Source organism: Lentilactobacillus kisonensis DSM 19906 = JCM 15041 (assembly GCF_001434135.1).
Classification (GTDB): domain Bacteria; phylum Bacillota; class Bacilli; order Lactobacillales; family Lactobacillaceae; genus Lentilactobacillus; species Lentilactobacillus kisonensis.
In genome coordinates this window covers 61989-82011 of sequence record NZ_AZEB01000012.1, presented here as the reverse complement: position 1 = coordinate 82011, position 20023 = coordinate 61989, and the positions used below count along the sequence as shown (strand labels likewise).

Below are 20023 nucleotides of genomic sequence, written 5' to 3'. Positions count from 1 at the left end.
TTAGTGTTGCACTTGATTTGACAATTGAGGTAGTGAAATAATAAATAATACGATTGTCATTTCAATTAAAGTAAAACCAGATTTTTCTTTTCGGTGCCATTTTTTCATCCTAATACATCCCTTTCACTGAACTATAAATTGGAATTAATAATTGAAAATATGTTGATACAATCGTGATGCCAATTAATATAAACATGGCCGGTTGAACGAAACCAATCATCTTATTAGTAGTTAAAATCATGTCATCAAACATCAGCTTTGAATAAGCGGACATTGAGTTTGCCATCTCAGCAATTGTGTTACCTGACCCCATAAATTTGATAATCTCCTGAGGGATGAAACGGTATCTGGCAATCATTTGCTTGATTGATTGCCCATCAATAAGTGCTTCGTTTAGTTGCTGACCTAGCGCATACAATAGCGAATGAGAATTAAAGGCATTCAATGTTTGATAGATTTCTTGAACACTTAGCCCATTTCTCAATAAGGTTGCTAAGTTACTGGCTAAATAATAAGCAATATATTTCTGGTAAAGCGTCCCAATTATTGGCACTCTGACAATCATCTGCGTCCGTTTCAAAATAGTTTGCCGCCGCCAGTACAGAAAACTGCCCGCTAGTGTCAGAACCGTGCCACCCAAAACAACGTTGACAAGCGTCATGCCTAAATAATCTGGTTTGGTGGTGTTAACACTTGGCATCAATGCCTCAATCTGCGGAAATACATACACATGAATCATGACAATCAATACAATTAAAATAAAGCACAGAAACAACGGATAAACTAACATTGTCTTGATTTTCTTCATCTGCTTCATCTTCAAACGATCAAACTTCGCCAATTCTTCAAGCACATCGCTAAGTTGACCATGCTTTTCCGCAATCAGCAATTGATAGTAAGATTGCACGTCAATCAATGCTTGCGCACTTGCTGAAAAGCTGTCACCAGTGGCTAGTCGATTATTAAGTTGGATAACGCCAGCTGCCAATTGTTTGTCAGTTTCTGCAATAAATTCTAAAGCCCTAGTCAATTGAAATCCCATTTTGAGTAGGTTAGCCAATGAATCAAAGAAGTTTGCCTGTTCAAGCGTGCGCCAGCGCTTATCCCTGCCAGTATTTTTGAACCATTTGCTTAGAAACCAATCCTGCCCTTCTTGCTTGTTCAAGCTCATCTTGCCATCGTCCCCAATCATAAGTTGATTTCGATTGTAATTCTTTAAAATCATGGGCCATTAAAAGAGCCCGCTGACCACCCATGGTTGTTGGAATCAACCGCTGATAGGCGATTACTCGCAACGCTTGGGCGATAAAATCCGAACTAACGCCCAACTGTAAGAGGCGCTTAATCACACCCAAGGGATCTTGAGCGTGAACAGTTGTATATACCAAATGGCCACTTAACGCTGCCTTAACTGCTGCCTCTGCTGTAACCGAATCTCTGATCTCACCGATAATAAAAATATCCGGACGATGTCGAAGCCCCACCTTAATTAAATCTGAATAATCCATTCCAGCTTCATGGTTAACTTGTAATTGTAAAAAGCCGGCCTCCTGAATTTCGATTGGGTCCTCGATCGTCATCACAAATTCGTCAGTCACTAGGTCCCTTACCAAATTGTAAATAGTGGTTGTTTTCCCCGAGCCAGTTGGCCCCGAAAATACCATCAACCCTCGTTTCTGACTCGCTTCAGAAATTAATTGAACCTGATCTTGATTAAAGAATGTGCCTTCAATATCAGCCAGTGAGTAAATGATCCGGATAACCATTGACTCATCATCATTAAAATTACCGACAGAAGATAAGCGCAGTGCGTACTTAGTATCACCAATGTGCCATTGCATTGCCCCAAGTTGAGGACGGCGTTGTTCACTTAACGCCATATCTGCCAAGTATTTACAATAATTCATCAATCTCCGAGCCGTTAAATAGCGGACTTGGTCCCATAAAACAACTTCTTGTTGATTCCTAATTTTGATTTGGTAGACATCGCCCATCGGTAAAAAATAAATATCACTCGCGCGCTTTTTGATTGCATCATTTAAAAGCCCATCCATTTGTTGACTAATTTCCATTTAATTCACCTCACATTATCTAAATACGATAATTAATGACGGCTTTTTTGACAAAATAAAAAAGATGACCAAAAAAATGATCATCTAAGTGTGACGCGATTAAGTTAATTGATTAATTGCTTTCAGGTAACGTAGCGGCTTCATAAACATCTTGAACGTCGTCATTATCTTCAAGCTCATCAATCAATCCGGTATATTGAGAGATTTTATCTTCTGGAACTTCCGTTGTGTTCTCAGGGAACATCCGAACTTCAGCAGTATCCAAATCATAACCCTTTTTCTGAAGGGCATCACGAACTTCTGGCAGTGATTTTGGATCCGTAAAGATCTGAAATTCTTCGTCGGTAGAATTCATATCATCCGCGCCGGCATCGAGTGCATCCATCAGCATGGTATCTTCATCCGCATCAAGACCGTCTCTTAGAATGACAATGTAGCCTTTACGATCAAACATATATGAAACTGATCCATTGGCACCAAGTGATCCACCATGATGAGTAAATGCTGAACGTACCGCTGCAGCAGTTCGGTTTTTATTATCAGTTAATGCGGAAACCATGATTGCGGTTCCACCGGGACCATAACCCTCATAAGTAATTTCTTCGAATTTTGCTCCGCCAACGCCAGAAGCTTTATCGATAGCCCGTTGGACATTATCTTTCGGCATATTGGCTGCCCGAGCTTTTTCCATTACCAGACGTAACTGAGGATTGTTTTCTGGATCAGGATCACCTGCTTTAGCGGCTTGATACAAGTCACGTGATATTTTTTGGAAAATTTTTCCACGTTTAGCATCCTGAGCATTTTTCCGACCCTGAATGTTATGCCATTTTGAATGTCCTGACATAATAACTCCTCTTTTCTAAAATTTATTGCTGGTTACAAACATACATCAATATCCTACCAGATACACACCGGCGTTTCAAGATTTTTCAAGCAAAGAACCACCCTTAACAGATGTTATTATCCAGGGATACTCATGCCATAACTAGCTTCAAAAATTCTTAATCTACCAGTTGTTATCTTGATTGAAAAATCATTACCAAAGTAGCTTACTTACTTCGTTGATTCCCGTTTCATCAAGCCATATGGTAACAAGACGTTCTTTTCTTCAACTGGTTCATTATTCATTAATTTAGTTAATAACCGCATTGCAACGGCACCAATATCGTATAAAGGCTGCGTGATTGACGACATCTTCGGCCGAACCATTTCAGTGAGCTTTGTATCATTACTAGTAATAACTTCAAAGTCATTAGGGACACTAATATCAGCATCAGACATACCGTTCATAATGCCGGCAGCTAATTCATCGTCAGTTACCATTGCCGCCGTTGCGTTAACGGCCATTAAAGCTGGCTGGAGCAATGTGCCGGTCTTATAAGTATCGTCAGTTTCAAAAACCAACTTATCATCATAAGGGATCCCAGCACTCTTTAAAGCTTGTTTGTATCCCTTCAGCCGGTACTTGCCATTAATTGATTGATTTAGTGGCCCGCAAACAAATGCCACCCGTTTGTTGCCGCGGTCAATTAAATTCTTAACCTCTTCTTGAACAGCGGCCACGTAGTCGATATTAACGCTTGGATCAGTCCCTTCATCATCCACTGAGCCAGCCAAAACAATGGGGGTCTTAGTCCGCTTAAATTCTTCTCGCAGCTTATCGGTAATTTCATTGCCCATAAACACAATCCCGTCAACTTGTTTAGACAACAATGTGTTAAGCACTTTAATTTCCTTTTCACTATTGGAGTCAGAATTCGTCAGGATAATATTGTATTTATACATTGTTGCAACATCGTCAATTCCCCTGGCAAGCGATGCAAAATACATGTTGGTCACGTCTGGTACAATCACGCCAACGGTAGTCGTCTTCTTACTTGCCAAGCCCCGAGCAACGGCGTTTGGACGATAATCAAGTTTTTCAATAACGTCTAAAACCTTCTTACGCGTTGCCGGTTTAACATTTGCATTGCCATTTACTACTCTCGAGACGGTTGCCATTGATACACTAGCTTCTCGGGCAACGTCATAAATTGTAACTGTTTGTTTATCCATAAAGATAGCCCTTTCTTCCATGTCATAATCTGTTTTCATCGGTTTTCAAAACACCATTCAATATACCAAATAAAACCACTAACAGCAAATTGAAAACGTTTTCAAGTAAATCATAGCCTATCATTTGTGAAAATTCAAGTGAAAGCAGACTTTTAGATTGAATGGATATGCTATACTACTTGTAAATTATTAAGGAGTGAGAATAATGAACAAGATAGAAAAGGTCCAGCGTTGGCTCGCTGATAATGACCAAGACATTGCCTTGATCAGCGACCCCAAGACTATTCAATATCTAACGACATTTTATAGTGACCCAGCGGAACGCGTACTGATGTTAGTCGTCTTCAAAGAGAGCGATCCGTTTTTATTTGGACCTGCACTAGAAACCGAAGCCATTAAAGATACCGGCTGGACAAGTCCAGTTTATGGTTACTTGGATCATGAAAATCCATGGAAAATGATTGCCGACCACATTAAGGCTAAAAATACCAACCATACAAAATTTGCCATTGAAAAGGCGCAACTTTCCGTTGAACGGCTTGAGAGTCTCCAACAATTATTCCCAACAAGCGACTTTTCAGCAAACCTGACCCCATTCATTGAACAAATGCGGTTAATCAAATCCAATGATGAAATTGAAAAACTAAAGGTTGCTGGTAAATGGGATGATTTTGCATTACAAAAGGGATTTGAAGCCGTCCAAGCTGGCAAGACAGAAGATCAAGTTGCCGCTGAGCTACAATATGCGCTTATGCAAAACGGCATTATGGAACTTAGCTTCCCATCACTTGTCCAATCAGCTGCTCACGCTGCAGAACCTCATGGGGCAACGAGTGAGAAAAAAATTGAGAATAATAAACTTGTGTTATTTGATTTGGGGACGGTCTGGCAAGGCTATATTAGTGATGCGTCAAGAACCATCGCGGTTGGCAAACCAGATGAGAAGTCTATGGACATCTATAAGGTCTGTTTAGAAGCCCAGTTAACAGCTCAGGATGCTGTTAAGCCCGGAATAACAGCAGAGGAACTCGATAAGATTGCAAGAGACGTAATTGCTAAGGCCGGCTATGGTGCCTACTTTATTCACCGACTAGGTCATGGGATGGGGATGAGTGAACACGAGTTCCCATCAATCATGGCGGGCAATAAGATGGAACTGCAACCCGGGATGTGCTTCTCCATCGAACCAGGTATTTACATTCCAAACGTTGCCGGCGTCAGAATTGAGGATTGCGTTCACGTAACAGAAACCGGCTGTGAACCGTTTACGCACACAACTAAAGAATTACGCTACGTTGAGAATTAATTAATCAAATTAAAATGGATCCGCCAAAGTACGTTGCAATTACTTTGCCGGATCCGTTTTCTCATTTCAACTATTTAGTTACACAAAAGGGAACACAATTCACCTATTTATCCTGGGAACCATCCCCATCAGGAGTTGAAGCATCTGATGCAGCTGAATCATCCTTCTTCACTTCATCACTTTGCTCATTTAAGTCATCATCAGCACTCGGAATGCCAGAACTTTTGAATGCATCGGCTGCATCGACGACAATATCATCCTGGTTCTTCTTAATTTCATCGTCAGCTGAAGTGTCAGTACCAGAATAATCCTTGGCTTTCTCTGAAAATTTATCAGAAGCATCCTTCATATTGTCCCTTGCATTGTTCACCTCATCTTTAACGACGTCCTTAAAATCGCTCATTGCATCGTTGGCATAAAAGGCGTAATCAACTGCCCGATCACGCAATTCATCAGACTTCTCACGAAGATTTTTCTTCATTTGATTCTTCTTATCCTCATCCAATTTCTGATAAGCAGCATATAATCCTGCTCCCAACAAACCAGCGAAGATACCACCTACAAGCTTTTTACCCATTTAAATGACCTCCTTATTTATTCTGCTGAATGATTTTTAGAATGGCGATGATTTCGGTACATATTCCATGCGGATTTACCAAACTTACCAGCAATTCCAGCCGTTACCCCTTTTTTCCCAGTTTCTTTAACCTTACCAGTCAAATTCTGGGTCGCCTTGTTTAAACTTGAAACACTTTCGCCTAAATCAGCAGCGGCTTGAAATACCGGCGTGACAATATTTAATTTTTCGTCGACGTCTTTGACTAAACTATTAGATGTTGCCATTATTTTGTCTGTTTGCTTTGTAATGACGTCAATATTGCTTGTCATCGATCGAACGGACGAATTAACTTCTGATATCGTTTTACTAACTTTCATTAAGAATAATCCAATAAAAATGACCAGTAATAAAAACGCGATTGCCGCGATAAGACCAGCGATTTGCCCAACTGTCATCAATATTCCTCCTTGTGCAACAATTTACTTAAGAATAGCATTCCCATCAGGCTTTGACAATGAAATTGTTTTTCATTGCGGCGGTTTTAATTGCTGATTTGATTTGCTAATATGGATGTATATTAAAGAATTGGGGAGCCAATAATGAGAGATACAATCGGATTAATCATTCTATCAATTAACTGGCAACATTATTTTAACTTATTTGATTGGCGAAAGTTACTCATCACCGTCTCGCAAAAGACTGCCATTGTCTTACTGCTTACAATCTTGATGTTAGTTTGTCGCCGTATTGGAAAATCGTTAATTAACCACTTCTTCAAACGTTACCGGGAAAAATATAAAAATACCGTAACGGAAAAACGAATCAAAACATTCCATACCTTAACAATGAATATTCTTATATATTGCTTGTGGTTCTTCTGGATCTATTCAGTTCTATCCGCCATTGGTGTCCCAGTCGGCACCCTAATTGCAAGTGCTGGGATCTTCAGCCTGGCAATTGGCCTGGGTGCTCAAGGGTTTGTTACCGATATTGTGAGTGGCTTTTTTATTTTACTAGAAAAACAAATTGAAGTTGGCGAATATGTTCAAATCAACACAATTCGGGGAACGATCAGTTCAGTCGGCCTACGCACAACTCAAATTGTTGCCGACGACGGCACGCTAAACTTCATTCCGAACCGAACAATTACAACGATTTCTAACATGTCGCGCAATAATATGACGGCAATGGTTCAAGTAGGTATTCTTCCTGAGACGCCAATTGATAAGGTGATCAAACTGATTAATGAGGTCAATGATGACCAAGTTAACCAATATCCAGATATCATTGGCCGCCCTAAAGTAATCGGCACCGTCAATCTACCAGATGGCAAACTCGTCGTCCAGGTAAACATTACCACTAAGAATGGCGCTCAGTACCAAATTTCTCATGATTTCTTAGCAAAATATCTCTCAAAATTAAATGAAAATGGTATTTCCCTGCCAAGCAGTCCAGTCGTTATTCCTGGGGCTCCGACCAACAAGTAAAACCCCTTTTCAGTTTATGACAAAAGAGATAAGTGAACGACGTCGAACTTACTGAATGCTGCCATTTAAGCAAATAGCGCAATCACTCCAAAACCAGGAATGATTGCGCTATTTGCTTAAACTCTGGGATCAAATCACCTACCGTCCCAGTTTGCTTCTTAAAATTTCACTTTAACCTATTCTTTTGCAAAATACTTTGCTTAAGTTGTGATTTATCAGCTACTCACGCTTGCTTTACCGGCAAGCTTCTGTTTGCTTTGCATATAAACTGGCAAAGCAATGTAATGTTTTGAAAAGTTGTGTGCCAAATAATTAAGTTCTTTAAAGATTTCACGACGGGTGATAATCCCCTTAAACTCATTATTACTATCCACATACGGTAAAAAGTTCTCATCCTCTAGATAACGTAAAATTGCTTCTAAATTATCTCGTTCATAGATTGTCGGCACTTTCTTTTGCATCACTTGCTTCACTTTCATACTCTCGAGTGGTCTCGTCGTTATTCCCGTATCTTGAAGCATCTGTTCGGCAATCATTGACAATGAGACTAACCCTTTAAAGTGATTCTGCTTATCCAACACAGGAATTTTAGCATATTTAATTTTAGTGAGCACTAGGAAAACATGCTGAAGATTATTGTCTTCGTTAACTGTTGCAACTAAATCGGCCGGAATTAGAATATCCCGTTTGCTTTCCCTCATTACAGTTTCGATTGGCTTATCAATCATTGATGAATAAGGTCTCCTTTTTATTTTGTAAACAGAAATTGCAACTTGTTTACTGGCTCAAGACTACGGCTATAATACTGAACTTGATAATGCTCGGCATCGGCAGTAATCACTGCGTATGTCCCACCAATTGACGCATATTGACCACGTGGATAAGAAATACTTCCCGGATTGACGAAAAGGACGCCGTTATCCTGTGTGACGCCAAGCTGATGGGTATGACCGAACAAAACAATCGTTGCATTTTTACTGCGGGCAAATAATTCTAGGTTCAACAAACCATTGTTAACATCTTGTAGATGGCCGTGAGTAACTAACACCTGTTCATCATCAATTCGACTCGTTTCATCCGTTGGAAATTCACTAAAATCCATATTTCCAACGACAATGTGGAGTTTGTTGATTAAAGGGTCATCCTGTGAAAATTCAGAATCCCCACAATGAAAAATGCCATCAAAATTACCAGCATACTTATCCACAATCGCTTCAATGATTTTTCGATCACCATGATTATCACTAACGGCAACAATTTTCATTAATCCCACAACCCTAGTAATTTGCTTATCAACTGCTTAATGGCCCTACCGCGATGGCTAATCATGTTTTTATCATGAGTTGTCATTTCTGCTAGTGTCATTTGCTTTTCTGGAACGTAGAAGAGTGGGTCATAACCAAAGTTATTATTACCACGCGGCGAAGTTAAGATCTGTCCATTTACACGGCCAGAAGCTTCAACTTTGTCTCCTTCTGGTGTCAAATATATCAGAACTGATTCAAAATAGGCATCCCGATTCGCTTTATTTTGCATTTCTTTAAGAAGTTTAGCATTATTCGCCGCATCATCATGATCCCCGGCATAACGAGCAGAGTGAACACCGGGATCACCATCCAATGAAGCAACAACTAATCCTGAATCGTCAGCAATGACTGCCTGACCAGTATATTTCATGATCGCACTGGCCTTCAGCGTTGCATTGTCAGCAAAAGTCTTCCCGCTTTCGTCAACATTTGGGGCATCTGGAAAGTGCTGTAATGATTTGATCGTAATACCCGTGTTCTTGAATGCATCTTCAAATTCAACGATCTTATGAGCATTCTTAGAGGCAATGACAATTTGGTCTGGTCGTTTCAATTATGAGTCAGTCCTTTCAAATATCTAAATGATCGGCAGTAACCTTTTTCCCTAGAAGATGATCTGCAATTATCGCAAATTTCTTCTGATCACCAGTTGTGTAGAACTCATTATCAATGTTACTGGTTTGATCAGTAAATTGGTCATGCTGCTTCAAATACACAGCCACTTTTTGGGCAGTGGCGATGCCTGGGTCCACTAACGAAACCTGATCACCCACAACATTTTTAATTTCTTGAGCTAACACCGGAAAATGGGTGCACCCCAAAACTAAGGTATCAATTGGCAAATCACTAAAATAAGCTAATCGATTGTTAACTGCAACTTGAGCCGCTTGAGTGCCTGCTAAACCCTGTTCAACCATCGTTACGAACTCTGGACACCCCAGTGAATAAACGGTACTGTTAGGATCTAATTGCGTTATTAACCGCTGATAGTCCCCAGACCTTACCGTACCATTAGTCGCAATCACCCCAATTTGGCCAGTCGTCGACGCCCTCACACCAGCTTCACTTCCAGGCGCAATCACGCCAATGACTGGAATGGGCAAAACTTGTTGTAAATATTCCAGCGAAGCGGCAGTTGACGTGTTACAGGCAATAACAAACATTTTGACGTTTCTTTTAATCAGATAATCAGCAATCCGTTTTGTTAATAATTTGACTTTTTTAGAACTCTTTTGACCATATGGTAAATTTGCTTGATCGCCAACAAAAATAAATGATTCATTTGGCAGCAATTTAACAATCTGTCTTAGAACGGTGAGTCCGCCAACCCCTGAGTCCATCACGCCAATTGGACGATTATCCACCTAAATCCCTTCTTCCCTCGTTGTTAATGGACTTATCTTACAATAAAACAAAGATAGTTAACTAACAAAACAGACTTAATAAATATATTGTATAATAACATTATTACATTTTGCACTGATGGAGATTAAAAAATGGATAATGAAGCATACCAAACATTGTTAAAAAACAACAACTTAACCAACCTATTGGGACAAGGGCTCATCAGAGATGACCTACTACCAAGTATCTTAGGCAACGATTCACACGAAATTTCTTACTGGGCCGGCAAGCGGTTATCAAGAACCCACCGCTTGGCAACTTATGAGGACCTAGAAACGTTCTTTAAGCAATTTAAGCTTGGAGACTTAAAATTATTAAAAAGGACAACCAGCCAAATTAGCTGGGAATTAAGTGGTGAGATTGTTGCCAACCGCTTATCACTCTTCTCCGATCCTGACTTCTACCTTGAATCAGGGTTTATCGCTCAAAGCTGCCAATATATCCTTGATCAACAAACGGAATCAGAAATTGAAAAAGTCAATAAGTCAAAGGGACTGGTATTAATCACAACTTTTCTAAGTAAAGATAAGCCTAACGACGGTCAAGAAGCCTCTGAAATTTTCAAGATTATTGAAAAAACAAATAACACTGATCACCCTGACAGTGAGTAACACAGCCAAAAAAGTTCAAGTAAGTTTATCTGTAAAGCCCTCAAAACTAATATAGCAGCTATCCTCAAAGCCAGGATAGCTGCTATATTAGTTTTTAAAGTTCAACATCCATCCCAATTCAGCAACTCGCTTAGTCAGTATATTGTGCCAATACTTTCTTAAGCTGTTCCTTTGGGTGGTAGCCCACGATTGTATCGACAACTTGACCATCCTTCTTAACAAGTAAAGTCGGAATACTCATGATGCCAAACTTAGAAGGCGTATTCGGGTTTTTATCAACGTCCATTTTATTAAACGTCACATTATCCATTTCATCGGCTAACTCTTCAACAACTGGTGACTGCATCCGGCAAGGCCCACACCAAGTTGCCCAAAAGTCCGTCAAAGTAACACCTTGAGCAGTGTCATTTTCAAAAGTTTGATCTGTTGTTTCTTTAACCATTCTAAACACTCCCATCTTCTAATAAATTAATACTAACAAGTATCCCAAAAAATGCAAACAAATTGCACACAATTAATTCTAAAATTTAACAATAGTGGAGCCATCGCCACCAGCATTCGGGGCGGAGTAGCCAAAGCTCTTTACACGTTTATTGCGCTTTAAATAGTCCGTAACGCCTTTTCTGAGTGCTCCCGTACCTTTACCATGAATAATTGTAACCGACGGGTAACCAGCTAATAAAGCCGAATCAATGTATCTGTCTAATTCAAACATCGCCTCTTCGTAACGATGCCCGCGCAAGTCCAACGTAGGGGAAATTCCGCTAGACCGTGTTCTGGAAACGTGGGTTTGATACTGGGGTTTCGATTGTTTATCGGCAGCAATTTTTTCAATATCTGCTTCATCGATTTTCATCTTAAGAATCCCTATTTGAACATCCCAAGTCCCATTTTTTTCTTTACCGATCAACGTTCCCTGCTGACCATAGGACTTAACCAGCACATCATCTCCGGTATGAAAGTTGTGTTTTTCTTTTTCTTTAGTTAGAACCTTATTTTTTTTGAGGTTCGGGGCAACTTCCAGCTTATTAAGTTCTCCCTTAGCATCAATGAGTTCGTTTTCCTTAATCGCAACCTTACCAATTTGTTTTTGTTTTTGATGAAGGTCGGCGATAATTTTATCAGCCTGCTGTTTAGCTTCTTCGACAACTCGGTTAGCCTTCTCCTGAGCCTGTTCCGTTAGCCGGTCTCTTTGAGCCTGATACTTGTTAAACTGATTGGTTAGTTCTTGATGCAATTTTGTGGACTCAGCAAGTTGTTTTTGCAGTTGATCAGCCTCGTCATGAGCCCGCTTAGTTTGAGCAGTTAATTCGGCAATCATATTATTGATATCCTGATTTTTCGAATCAGTAAACGATCGGGCATTATCAATTATCTGTTTGGGAAACCCCAGCTTTTGAGCAATATTAAGTGCGTTACTTTGCCCGGGAATCCCCATTAAAAAGCGGTAGGTTGGGCGTAATGTGTTAACGTCAAATTCCATTGAAGCGTTGATAATCCCGGAACGGTTATACGCAAATGCTTTCAATTCTGGGTAGTGGGTCGTTGCAATCAGTTCACACCCCGTTGCATGAATGGCATCAATAATCGCCATTGCAAGCGCAGCCCCTTCTTTTGGATCGGTTCCAGCTCCCAATTCATCAAGTAATACCAAGCTATTGTTAGAAATCTTATCCAACATTGAAATAATATTATCCATATGTGATGAGAAGGTACTCAAGTTAGCTTCGATGGATTGTTCATCACCAATATCAGCAAACACCTCATCAAAAGCCCCAATTTGACTATCTTCATTAGCAGTAATAAATAAACCAGATTGCCCCATTAACTGCAATAGCCCAATTGTCTTCATCGTGATAGTTTTTCCACCAGTGTTTGGTCCGGTTACGATAATCGTACTGTACTTATCACCAATTTCAATGTCGTTAGCAACAACCTTATCCCGGTCTATCATCGGATGTCGGGCTTTACGTAAATTAACAACGTTGTCTTTAGAAATACGAGGCTGAATACTTCCAGTCTGGTGAGCATACTTGGCCTTTGCATTTACGAAATCAAGCTGGCCCACCAAGTTCATATTCGTCATTAATTCGTTTCGATATGGCCGCAAGAGGTTGGTTAATTCACCTAATATTCGTCGAACTTCAGCCCTTTCAGCAAGCTGATCACGCCTTAATTGGTTATTCATTTCAACAACATTACTGGGTTCGACGTAAAGGGTCTGTCCCGAAGCACTTTGATCATGAACAATGCCCCCAAAATTCTGCTTGTAATCAGCCCGAATTGGCAACACAAACCGGTCGTCTCGAACAGTAATAATTGGCTCACTTAAATACTTTGCATCTGAGCCTTTAATGAATTTACCCATCTTAGTTCGAATGTCGGTTTGGGTACGACTAATTGATTTTCTAATCGCCCTTAGTTCCGAGGATGCAGAATCTAACACCCGCCCATCGTCATCAACTGATGTCATCATCCGCTTGGTCACGGTTGGCATTAATGTCAACTTATCAACAATGCCAGTAATGATTCTTAAATTAACTTCTTCAGCTTTTAAATCATCAAAGAAAGCACTCACTATCTGAACGGCACGCAACAATTTGGTGATATGCGCAAGTTCAGTTCCGCTCAGTGAAGCCTCTTCAATCCGCAGCCGCTTCATATAAGGGGAAATTTCACTAAGCTTTGGAATCGGGATTTCACCCTTCAAGCGGACAATATCTGCGCCGTCTGCCGTTTCGTTTAAGCGGTCGTTAACCACCTTAAAATCAGCACTAGGCCGCAAATTATCCAATAATTCATTGCCTCGATCAGTCGTCAAAAAACCGGCCAACTGCTGTTTGATTTTGCCATATTCTAATGTCTCTAATACTTTTTCGTTCATATCGTCACCTTACTACCATTCCTATCCCAAATTTGAATCATTTTATCCGACAAAATTGGTGTTTGAGTTACAATCCATTGAGAAACTGAAGATTGATTATATTGCTGATGAATGACCTGGCTTGGCAATATTATCAAAAAATTAAGCAGGATAAAAATCAACAAATAATGTGAAATGAGGTTGATACCACCACCGAGCAAACCATTAAGTTGGCTAATAATTGGCAGCTTGGTAATCGGCCTGATCGCATTTCTGATTACTCGGACCAATTTAGAAGTCAGTAAAAATAGTCCGGCAAAAATCAGCCATTTGATCAGCAAGTCAATCCGTGAATTAACCAACTGGTTGGAAACAACCTGATCAATCAAATCAGTCAGTGGTTGGGTAAACAGAATTGCGACCACCGTTGCAGCCACAAACCCAATTAGATTAAATAATTCGATAACCAGTCCACGATGAAGCCCCCTGAGAAATCCAGTTATTAAAATCAAGAAAATCCCAATACTAAATATCAATTACATCAACCCTTTGGATTTGATACCTCGTCTGCTTGTTCATGATGGTCCTTTGAAACCCGCTCTTCAATTTCAAATTGTTTGGAAATTGCATTAAACGCAATTAAAATCGCTCGTTGTTCCTCAGATGCGTTTGGCATCGCATCTTTCAATTGGTCAAGCTGCTCATTCAATAAATCACTAACGGCCTGCATATGAGCAACCGTGCCATTACCAACCAATACATAATCTTTACCAGCGATCGTTGTTTTAAATCGTCGTTTTTCACTGTTAATCATTCACTCACATCCTAAAAAAATCAATTAAAAAGGACTGAGACAAAACTGACGCTTTGTTCTCAATCCCTTCGATCAAATGACGATATCAATCTAATTACTGATTATCATCGTTGTTTTCTTCATCTTGATCATCGCCATCTTTACCTAAAAAGGTGTTCAGAACTGACTCAATCATGTCCCATTCCTTATCAGTTTCGATAGCCTGAAGCTCGCCACCTTGGGGATCACTCGGATCATCACCCTTAGGAAGGGCATATGCTTGAATTTCGACTTCTTCATTGTCACTCTTGCCTGCGGGATAAATTAAAATGTATGAGCGATCAAAGTCTTCTGATTTGAATGTGAACAACACATCGTATAATGTTTCTTCGCCGTTGTCATCAACTAATGTAATTTGTTGTTGTACTGGTTCGTCTGCCATAATTTGCATACCTCACTAAATTTTCGTTAATTTTCCTTTTCGGTCTAAATAATTCTGTAATATCAAGCCTGCCGCTAATTTATCAATAACTTTCTTGCGCTTCTTGCGGGAAACATCTGCTTCTTCAGTCAGCATTCGTTGAGCCTCAACGGTCGTTAAACGTTCATCTTCAAAATCTACGGGAAGGTCAAACTTTTTTTCTAAACGTTTACCATATTGTTCCGAAGCCTCCGCTCTTGGCCCCAGTGAGTTATTCATATTCTTCGGCAAACCAACAACGAACCCGTTAACTTCGTATTGACTAACCAGTTCGGCAACTCGATCTAAACCGAATTGTTCATTCTCTTCATCAATCGGGATTATTTCTACCCCTTGTGATGTCCAGCCAAGTGAGTCGCTGACAGCAACCCCAACGGTTTTGGAGCCAACATCTAGTCCCATTAATCTCATTTTTCACCCTTTTTGGTTTCTGTTGGGTGATTGCTTGGATGATTATCCAAGTAGAAACGCACTAATTCTTCGATTATCTCATCGCGCTCATGCCTGCGAATCAAATTACGAGCATCTAAATTACGAGGAATATATGCCGGATCACCAGAAATCAAATACCCAACAATTTGATTGTAAGGGTTATACCCTTTTTCCTCTAGTGCAGCATACACAGTGAGTAACGTATCCCTAACGTCCTTTGGTTGATCTTCATTAAAATTAAAAAACATTGTTTTATCTAACGAACTCATACGATTCACCTCTATGACATACGGTCATTTGTATTAATTCTAACTGATTATCCGTAAAACTACAATCAAGAGAGGCAATGTAATCGACATGTAATCGCAGTGTAATAATTATTTGTTAGTCAACCAATCAACGGCAGCCTTCATTGCTTGATCAAGGCCAGAAGGATCCTTACCACCAGCTTGAGCCATATTTGGCCGGCCGCCACCGCCTCCCTTAATATTAGAGGCAATTGCTTTAATCAAATCCCCGGCCTTTAAGCCGCTCTTAACTTTGTCGTCCGTAACTGCAACAATGAGGTTAGCTTTTTGACCACTACCCGTTCCCAGAACCAATACATCTGAAAGTTGCTTTGAACGCCACGTATCTGCCAACTGCCGAAGCTGATCCATCCCAGCATCCTTGATGATGCCAGTAATAATCGTATTTTTGCCAGCCTGCTTTTTGTCGTTGAATACGTTTTGAGCTTGTTGGCCAGCCAATTTTGCTTCCAAGGTCTGTTGTTTTTGTTGCAGTGCCTTGATTTCATCTTGAAGCTGGACAACTCTAGTCGGTACATCTTTAAGCTGATTAACCTTTAAGCCACCGGCGATTTGATTAAGTTCCTTGTTTCGATCATTTAAAAGTTTAAAAGCATCCTTTGACGTAACAGCTTCAATTCGACGAATTCCGGCCCCAACACCAGATTCAGAAACAATCTTGAACAGGCCAATTTCCCTGGTATTTTTCACATGCGTACCACCACAGAATTCAACGGAAAAATCACCAACGCTGACGACTCGGACCTTGTCACCATATTTTTCGCTAAATAGCGCAATTGCTCCCATTTTTTTACCCGTCTTAGGATCGGTCACAACGGTATCAACGTTAATTTCATTGAAGATTTGGCGGTTAACCATGTTCTCAACCTTCTCCAAATCTGCCTGGGTCACTTGGCCAAAGTGATTAAAGTCAAATCGCAGGTAATTCGGTTCAACTAATGAACCTGCTTGCTGAGTATGACCGCCCAAAACGTTTCTGAGTGATTGATCAAGCAAATGAGTTGCCGTATGGTTCTTTTCAACCCGGCTGTGGAATAGTTTATCAACAACTAAGTGATACTCATTGCCCTTAATAAGTGGCTCTTGGGTCTTTAATGTGTGTAAATTTTGGCCGTTTGGCGCGTGCTGCACATCAACCACATCAGCAACCTTGTCTCCCTCTTCATCAAGAACAACCCCGCGGTCGGCAACTTGACCACCCATTTCAGCGTAGAATGGTGTTTTATTAAAAATAACTTCAACCGTGCCGCCCTTTGATTGGTTGACCAGTTTTTCGTTTTCGACAATGTCTTCAATTTTAGCATGGTCAACATCTAGGGTATCATAGCCAACGTAGTCACTTTTAGTCTTGATTTCCAGCAAGAGATCTCGCTGTACGCCCATTGACTTAGCACCGCTACGGGCATTGCGTGCGCGGTCTTTTTGCTTTTGCATTTCAGTTTCAAAACCAGCTTCATCAACCGTTAACCCGACTTCAGCAGCTTCTTCTTGGGTCAGCTCAACTGGGAAACCGTAAGTATCGTATAGCTTAAATGCTGTCGGGCCATCAATAATGGTCTGATGATTGGTTTTAGCATCATCGATCACTTGGTTCAGCAATTTTAACCCGTCAGCCAAAGTTTCGTTAAACCGATCTTCTTCAGACCGGATAACCTTAGCAATATAGTCCTTCTGCTTCAAGACATCGGGATAATATGATTCCAAGGTCTGCCCCACAACCGGAGCTAACTTGTACAAGAAAGCCTGATTAATGCCCAATCTCTGACCATTCACAATTGCCCGCCGGATCAAACGACGAATAACGTAACCACGGCCGACATTTGACGGTAGCGCGCCGTCGCCAATGGCAACCGTAATTGCCCGAGCGTGGTCCGCAATAATTCTAAAGGCCACATCATCTTGCTTGCTAGTACCATAGGTCTTATGATCGCTGAGCTTCTCGGTTTCTCTAATCATCGGTAAGAACAAATCAGTTTCAAAATTTGTTCGCGCATGTTGAAAGATTGACACAACCCGTTCAAGCCCCATCCCAGTATCAATGTTTTTTCTAGGAAGTGGTTCATAAGTATCTTGTGGGGTGTGGTTAAACTGTGAAAAAACAATGTTCCAGACTTCAAGCCACCGATCATTTTCACCACCAGGGTAATTTTCGGGATCATCTGATTGTAAGTTATCAAAATCTTCGCCACGATCATAAAAGATCTCTGAATCAGGTCCAGAAGGTCCCTGACCAATATCCCAAAAGTTATCTTCAATTTCAATAATGTGGTCCGGGGCTACCCCAACCTGTTCCCAATACTTTTTAGCATCCGTATCTTTGGGATAAACTGTCATGTAAAGCTTTTCTTTATCCCAACCAAACCACTCAGGTGAGGTCAACAATTCAAAGGCCCAAGTAATTGCTTCTTTTTTGAAATAGTCACCAACCGAAAAATTCCCCAACATTTCAAACAACGTGTGATGACGGGGTGTTTTGCCGACATTTTCAATATCGTTCGTCCGAATACTCTTTTGTGAACTCGTCATTCGCGGATTCTTAGGGACAACTGAACCATCAAAATATTTTTTCATTGTTGCGACGCCAGAATTGATCCACAATAACGTCGGGTCTTCTACTGGAATTAACGAAGCACTTGGCTCAATTGTATGGCCCTTTTCTTGGAAAAAGTCTAGAAATAGTTGTCTAATTTGACCACTGCTTAAATTCTTCATCATTCATTCTCCTTTAACAAAATAAAACACCGTTGCTAACAGAGACGCCGATTGACGCGGTACCACTCTGATTGCAACGATGTTTATCGTAACCACTTAATCTCTATAACGTAGAGTTGCGTTTTAATTATTTTCATAGTTAAGAGAGCACTGATTGGTTTAAGTCGTTTTTTGCATCAACCAAAACGTTTCTAAAAAATAAATCCAATCAACATATTCTTAAGATACCAAAATTATACGTTTTTGTTAAAATCCTGTCAATTATTTACTTGTATCTAGATGAGCTGTTTTTGCGTTGCTTTCGCTCAGCCCGAGCTTCTTCACGTTTCTTAACGCGCCTGTCCATTTCATCTTTTCTAGCAATTGACATCTTGATCCGACGTTTATAACCTGGCTTAACCTTTTTCTTCTTCTTTTTGATCATGCCAATCATCGTTGGATCAAGTTTATCGTGTTTCTTTCGGTGGGTTTTTCGGCGATGACGGTCGTAGGAATCAACAATCTCATGATTGCTCAAAGCTTTGGGCTTGAAATGAATTCCCATATTCTCTAATTCCTGAACATCTTTTTCTTCGTCTGGTGAATAAAGGGTAATTGAAACTCCCGACATGCCGTTTCGACCAGTTCGGCCCACCCGATGAATGAAGAATTCAAGATCTTCAGTTGGAATATCATCATTGATAACTTCAGAAACGCCCTCGATATCAATTCCCCGAGCAGCTAAGTCCGTTGCAACAACAAATTGAAAGTCGAGGTTCTTAACTCGGCGCATAATTTGTTTTCGTTCACGGGGCTTAACGCCGCCATGAATCATTGCAACTTTGAGACCTTGTTTTTTCAGGTAGTCGTTAAGTTCTTCCACCCGTTTCCTAGTATTCGCAAAGATCAAGACTAGATAGGGTTCCCCAACTGTTAGGAGGCGATAAATCAATTGGTTCTTATCATGCCCCTTCGTTGAAATCAACCAATTGTCGATCGTCGGACTGATGATTGAGGAAACAGGAATCTCTTCAATGATTGGATTTTCCATGTATTTTCGCAAGAAAACGTTAATCTTTTGTGGAATAGTAGCAGAAAAGACCATCATTTGAACGTGCTTCCCAAAACTAGCCGCAATATTATCAACCACGTCTAAAAATCCCATATCGAGCGTCATATCAGCTTCGTCAATTACGAGTTGAGAAGCGGTATGGACATCGAGGCCGCCATTTTTAATTAAATCCCAAATCCGGCCGGGCGTTCCAATAACTAATTGGGGTTGTTCCCGCTTTAGCTTGTTTTCTTGGCGCAACTTGTCGGTTCCACCGACATATGCCCCCGTTGAAATTGGTTTATCACTATGTTTCGCCAATTGTTTGGCAGCATCAATGATTTGGTAAGCGAGTTCACGACTAGGAGTTGTAATAACCGCCTGAACCTCGTGAACGTCCGGATTTAATTGATTAAAAATCGGTAATAAGAACGCGTGAGTTTTACCGCTACCAGTAGCGGACTGCCCCACAACGTCTCTTCCCTGCATGATTTTAGGAATCAACTTTTCCTGAACTGGCGTTGGCTTTGAGAAGCCAATGTCCTTAAGTGCCGCTAATATAAACGGTTTTAAATGAAACTCTGAAAAATTACTCATATA

At 40.5% G+C, this 20023-nt stretch carries 22 protein-coding genes and 1 pseudogene; 3 read left to right on the top strand and 20 right to left on the bottom strand.

Features of this window, described 5'->3' with window-relative positions; genetic code table 11:
* The 5 genes and pseudogenes from FC98_RS07815 to ccpA form a co-directional block, all read right to left on the bottom strand.
* Positions 1 to 108 (bottom strand): annotated as a pseudogene (locus FC98_RS07815) (prepilin-type N-terminal cleavage/methylation domain-containing protein); the annotation flags it as partial.
* Position 109: 1 nt separating this feature from the next.
* Positions 110 to 1171, bottom strand: coding sequence for a type II secretion system F family protein (locus FC98_RS07810; RefSeq protein ID WP_054654906.1), 1062 nt, complete (start codon positions 1169 to 1171; stop codon positions 110 to 112).
* On the bottom strand, positions 1101 to 2072 hold the full coding sequence (gene comGA / locus FC98_RS07805; protein WP_008857949.1) for a competence type IV pilus ATPase ComGA: 972 nt from the start codon (positions 2070 to 2072) through the stop codon (positions 1101 to 1103). The genes FC98_RS07810 and comGA overlap by 71 nt, the downstream gene beginning before the upstream one ends.
* A 112-nt stretch (positions 2073 to 2184) precedes the next feature.
* Positions 2185 to 2919 carry a YebC/PmpR family DNA-binding transcriptional regulator gene (locus FC98_RS07800; protein WP_054654908.1) on the bottom strand — a complete coding sequence of 245 codons (735 nt, stop codon included), beginning with the start codon at positions 2917 to 2919 and terminating at the stop codon, positions 2185 to 2187.
* Between the two features lie 209 nt (positions 2920 to 3128).
* Positions 3129 to 4130 (bottom strand): catabolite control protein A, encoded by a 1002-nt coding sequence (gene ccpA, locus FC98_RS07795; RefSeq protein ID WP_040471935.1) that lies wholly within the window; start codon positions 4128 to 4130, stop codon positions 3129 to 3131.
* Positions 4131 to 4335: 205 nt separating this feature from the next.
* On the opposite strand from ccpA, the gene FC98_RS07790 reads away from it, so the two are divergent.
* Complete coding sequence (locus FC98_RS07790; protein ID WP_054654910.1) at positions 4336 to 5436, top strand: M24 family metallopeptidase; 1101 nt, start codon at positions 4336 to 4338, stop codon at positions 5434 to 5436.
* 103 nt (positions 5437 to 5539) lie between these two features.
* On the opposite strand, the gene FC98_RS07785 is transcribed toward FC98_RS07790, so the two are convergent.
* Both FC98_RS07785 and FC98_RS07780 read right to left on the bottom strand, forming a co-directional pair.
* The gene (locus tag FC98_RS07785; protein ID WP_008857955.1) at positions 5540 to 6013 is read right to left on the bottom strand and encodes a YtxH domain-containing protein; all 474 of its coding nucleotides are present in this window, start codon (positions 6011 to 6013) and stop codon (positions 5540 to 5542) included.
* 17 nt (positions 6014 to 6030) lie between these two features.
* A complete protein-coding gene (locus tag FC98_RS07780) occupies positions 6031 to 6450 on the bottom strand; it encodes a DUF948 domain-containing protein (protein WP_008857956.1) in 420 nt (139 codons plus the stop codon).
* Between the two features lie 144 nt (positions 6451 to 6594).
* On the opposite strand from FC98_RS07780, the gene FC98_RS07775 reads away from it, so the two are divergent.
* Complete coding sequence (locus FC98_RS07775; RefSeq protein WP_008857957.1) at positions 6595 to 7482, top strand: mechanosensitive ion channel family protein; 888 nt, start codon at positions 6595 to 6597, stop codon at positions 7480 to 7482.
* A 215-nt stretch (positions 7483 to 7697) separates the two neighbouring features.
* Here the strand turns inward: FC98_RS07775 and cbpB are convergent, their stop codons facing one another.
* From cbpB to murI, 4 genes are read right to left on the bottom strand one after another with little or no spacing between them, the layout of a single operon-like run.
* Positions 7698 to 8210, bottom strand: coding sequence for a cyclic-di-AMP-binding protein CbpB (gene cbpB, locus FC98_RS07770; RefSeq protein ID WP_008857958.1), 513 nt, complete (start codon positions 8208 to 8210; stop codon positions 7698 to 7700).
* A 20-nt stretch (positions 8211 to 8230) separates the two neighbouring features.
* Positions 8231 to 8746, bottom strand: a complete 516-nt coding sequence (locus FC98_RS07765) for a metallophosphoesterase (RefSeq protein ID WP_008857959.1) — start codon at positions 8744 to 8746, stop codon at positions 8231 to 8233.
* On the bottom strand, positions 8746 to 9342 hold the full coding sequence (locus FC98_RS07760; protein ID WP_008857960.1) for an XTP/dITP diphosphatase: 597 nt from the start codon (positions 9340 to 9342) through the stop codon (positions 8746 to 8748). The genes FC98_RS07765 and FC98_RS07760 overlap by 1 nt, the downstream gene beginning before the upstream one ends.
* Before the next feature lie 16 nt (positions 9343 to 9358).
* Positions 9359 to 10129, bottom strand: coding sequence for a glutamate racemase (gene murI, locus FC98_RS07755; protein ID WP_008857961.1), 771 nt, complete (start codon positions 10127 to 10129; stop codon positions 9359 to 9361).
* 156 nt (positions 10130 to 10285) lie between these two features.
* Between murI and FC98_RS07750 the strand changes: the two genes are divergently transcribed.
* A complete protein-coding gene (locus FC98_RS07750) occupies positions 10286 to 10804 on the top strand; it encodes a DUF2507 domain-containing protein (protein ID WP_008857962.1) in 519 nt (172 codons plus the stop codon).
* Between the two features lie 130 nt (positions 10805 to 10934).
* Here the strand turns inward: FC98_RS07750 and trxA are convergent, their stop codons facing one another.
* The 9 genes from trxA to FC98_RS07705 all read right to left on the bottom strand — a co-directional run bounded on the left by trxA (position 10935) and on the right by FC98_RS07705 (position 20020).
* Positions 10935 to 11246, bottom strand: a complete 312-nt coding sequence (gene trxA / locus FC98_RS07745) for a thioredoxin (RefSeq protein WP_040471921.1) — start codon at positions 11244 to 11246, stop codon at positions 10935 to 10937.
* 78 nt (positions 11247 to 11324) lie between these two features.
* Entirely contained in the window at positions 11325 to 13688 is a 2364-nt protein-coding gene (locus tag FC98_RS07740) for an endonuclease MutS2 (protein ID WP_056949413.1), read from the bottom strand.
* Positions 13685 to 14203: a CvpA family protein gene (locus tag FC98_RS07735; RefSeq protein WP_008857965.1), complete on the bottom strand. Its 519-nt coding sequence runs from the start codon at positions 14201 to 14203 to the stop codon at positions 13685 to 13687. The genes FC98_RS07740 and FC98_RS07735 overlap by 4 nt, the downstream gene beginning before the upstream one ends.
* A 5-nt stretch (positions 14204 to 14208) precedes the next feature.
* The gene (locus tag FC98_RS07730) at positions 14209 to 14481 is read right to left on the bottom strand and encodes a cell division protein ZapA (protein ID WP_008857966.1); all 273 of its coding nucleotides are present in this window, start codon (positions 14479 to 14481) and stop codon (positions 14209 to 14211) included.
* Between the two features lie 94 nt (positions 14482 to 14575).
* Positions 14576 to 14911 (bottom strand): DUF1292 domain-containing protein, encoded by a 336-nt coding sequence (locus FC98_RS07725; RefSeq protein WP_008857967.1) that lies wholly within the window; start codon positions 14909 to 14911, stop codon positions 14576 to 14578.
* Between the two features lie 6 nt (positions 14912 to 14917).
* Positions 14918 to 15352 carry a Holliday junction resolvase RuvX gene (ruvX, locus tag FC98_RS07720; protein ID WP_008857968.1) on the bottom strand — a complete coding sequence of 145 codons (435 nt, stop codon included), beginning with the start codon at positions 15350 to 15352 and terminating at the stop codon, positions 14918 to 14920.
* Complete coding sequence (locus FC98_RS07715) at positions 15349 to 15642, bottom strand: IreB family regulatory phosphoprotein (protein WP_008857969.1); 294 nt, start codon at positions 15640 to 15642, stop codon at positions 15349 to 15351. The genes ruvX and FC98_RS07715 overlap by 4 nt, the downstream gene beginning before the upstream one ends.
* A 108-nt stretch (positions 15643 to 15750) precedes the next feature.
* A complete protein-coding gene (alaS, locus tag FC98_RS07710) occupies positions 15751 to 18393 on the bottom strand; it encodes an alanine--tRNA ligase (protein ID WP_056949412.1) in 2643 nt (880 codons plus the stop codon).
* Positions 18394 to 18658: 265 nt separating this feature from the next.
* Complete coding sequence (locus FC98_RS07705) at positions 18659 to 20020, bottom strand: DEAD/DEAH box helicase (protein ID WP_008857973.1); 1362 nt, start codon at positions 20018 to 20020, stop codon at positions 18659 to 18661.
* Positions 20021 to 20023 lie beyond the last annotated feature (3 nt).